Source organism: Arsenophonus sp. ENCA (genome assembly GCF_002287155.1).
Taxonomy (GTDB): Bacteria; Pseudomonadota; Gammaproteobacteria; order Enterobacterales; family Enterobacteriaceae; genus Arsenophonus; species Arsenophonus nilaparvatae.
Genome location: NZ_NHNG01000662.1, coordinates 1 through 2,195 on the forward strand (window position 1 = coordinate 1; position 2,195 = coordinate 2,195).

Sequence of the window (2,195 nt, forward strand, 5' to 3'; positions counted from 1 at the left end):
CGGTACCACATGGTCGATTTCTGCTGCTAGATGCGCAAAGTCTATACAGGTTTCGATCTTGACCAGCGGGTCACCCAACTTGTCGATCGTCTGTTGGTGATACTGGTTTGCAAAGAGGTCATTCTTAATCGCGCTGCGTTTCTTCATGGTGGTTAACTCAGTAGACCAGCTTCCGATAACTTTATCAGCAAAATCAAACTCGGCTTAGGTTTTTCGAGGTGCCCAGCTACAATAAAACCACCTATACCAGCCCCTAAAATAATCAAAAACTCGGCCGGTTGATAAAGAGCAGATAAATGCCCTCCAACAAGTAAATAACCACCTAATACTGCTCCAATAACCACAAGATAGCCTAAGAATACAAGCACTTGATATTCCCTTTATTGATAATGATGAACTAGAGATCCGTATTCAAAGCTAACACACCGACCTATAAGAGAGCTATGGTAAACCTAAACCATAATTCTCTATTTTATAAGCTCAGTTGCCCCACTACTGAATTTTCCCCAATACTTGCGGATGAATATCGGCAAATTGACAGGAATGTTTACGTTTTTTGATCGCCCTTGAAGGTGGTTGGCATAAACTACAGGCAAAACTGTTCAGCGGTTGGTGTGCATGGGTAATAAAAGTTCCACCACAGCAGCGACAAGTTGATGGTTGCAACATGCCACTATCAACAAATCGAACTAGCGTCCACGCCCTTGTCAAAGCAAGTATAGGTGGTTTACTTGGTTCAGTACCGCATTGTTCTAGATACAAACGATAAGCCCGTACGACAGCATTTATTCCCCTATAATGACCACTGGTTAATAAAAAGCGATAAGCATTATAAAACATAGAAGAATGAATATTTTGTTCCCAAGTCATAAACCAATCGGTTGAGAATGGCAACATACCTTTAGGTGGTGGATTACCCCGTAATTCCTTATATAACTTAATTAATCGTCCTCGGCTGAGTTGAGTTGAGTTTCACTTTCCAACATTTGAAGACGTGCACCTAAATTAATTAAATCTATAGCCAAATGAATATCTTTTGCTTCTTGAACAATACTTTTACTTGCCATAATTATGCACTTCTTTTTATCGATTTATCATTTTCCGATAATTGTTGGAACAAATGAGTTGATAATAAAATTCCGGTGTGAATTTGTTGTAGATCATCAACACGAGACTCTTTAGTTAATTGTTCAATCGTTTCGCTATTGTTAAATCTAAAATTACATATTAATTGATTAGTTTCAGCTAACTTAACTAACTGTGGTAATGTCAAACTAATCAATGAATCTGCCGTTTCCTCGGTGATACCCAGTCGAAACATAGCGGAAGCTTTTTCTTCCTTAATAAGACGTTGTGCAAGTAATAAATAAGAAAGATTAATATCGTAAATTTGCTTCAATAAATCTGCTGTGTTCATATTTTTATACTCATTTATTCTATTTAGTTAAATTTGCTGGTGTTTGGCTATAAGAGTACTTACCATTAATGACATCTAATGGGTTAAATTCCTTTTATTCGGCCGCTAAAAATTGCTCAATAAAGCTATATTAAAAACCAAAGTCTTATGGTCATAACTTACTTCAACATTTGTAAATTGAATAAAAATTCACACTTAATAACTAAAATAAGCTGCATCTTTATAGCTGATTCTTACGATTATTCAGTTGTACTTAAGCTATTTAAATTTAACGTTATGTTATATCAAAAATAGCCGGCTTTTGTTATTAAACTCAATATTAATTTTTTTTATTAACATATCTACTCAGAAAAAAAGAATAATAACTAAGGTTATTTTATTAATTTAATCAATTAATAAATATTAAAATAACCATTAATTAGCAATACTTGAAACAATAAACGCTACATAACAACAATAAATAGATTATAAATACACAAAAACAGGAAAAACCAATACATATAAAAATAAAAAAACAAAAATACGACATTTATCATTGTAAACTATTTTTTTATAAATTTCATTTACGTTGAGAATGAATAATAATTCTATTACTTATGGGCACCTCGAAAAACCTAAGCCGAGTTTGATTTTGCTGATAAAGTTATCGGAAGCTGGTCTACTGAGCTAACCACCATGAAGAAACGCAGCGCCATTAAGAATGACCTCTTTGCAAACCAGTATCACCAACAGACGATCGACAAGTTGGGTGACCCGCTGGTCAAGATCGAAACCTGTA

Annotated in this window: 1 protein-coding gene and 3 pseudogenes; all 4 read right to left on the minus strand. The window is 34.4% G+C overall.

Features of this window, described 5'->3' with window-relative positions; genetic code table 11:
• A pseudogene (locus CBG25_RS17340) lies at window positions 1-147 on the minus strand (IS5/IS1182 family transposase); the annotation flags it as partial.
• A gap of 29 nt (window positions 148-176) precedes the next feature.
• Window positions 177-368: pseudogene (locus CBG25_RS17345) on the minus strand (motility-associated protein); the annotation flags it as partial.
• Window positions 369-492: 124 nt separating this feature from the next.
• Window positions 493-1,073 (minus strand): annotated as a pseudogene (gene flhC / locus CBG25_RS17350) (flagellar transcriptional regulator FlhC).
• The gene (gene flhD / locus CBG25_RS17355; RefSeq protein ID WP_290608225.1) at window positions 1,070-1,417 is read right to left on the minus strand and encodes a flagellar transcriptional regulator FlhD; all 348 of its coding nucleotides are present in this window, start codon (window positions 1,415-1,417) and stop codon (window positions 1,070-1,072) included. The pseudogene flhC and the gene flhD overlap by 4 nt, the downstream one beginning before the upstream one ends.
• Window positions 1,418-2,195: the final 778 nt, after the last annotated feature.

Bases quoted from the DNA above. Each gene is read 5' to 3' on its own strand.
- flhD (WP_290608225.1), bottom strand. From the start codon at position 1,417: ATGAACACAGCAGATTTATTGAAGCAAATTTACGATATTAATCTTTCT.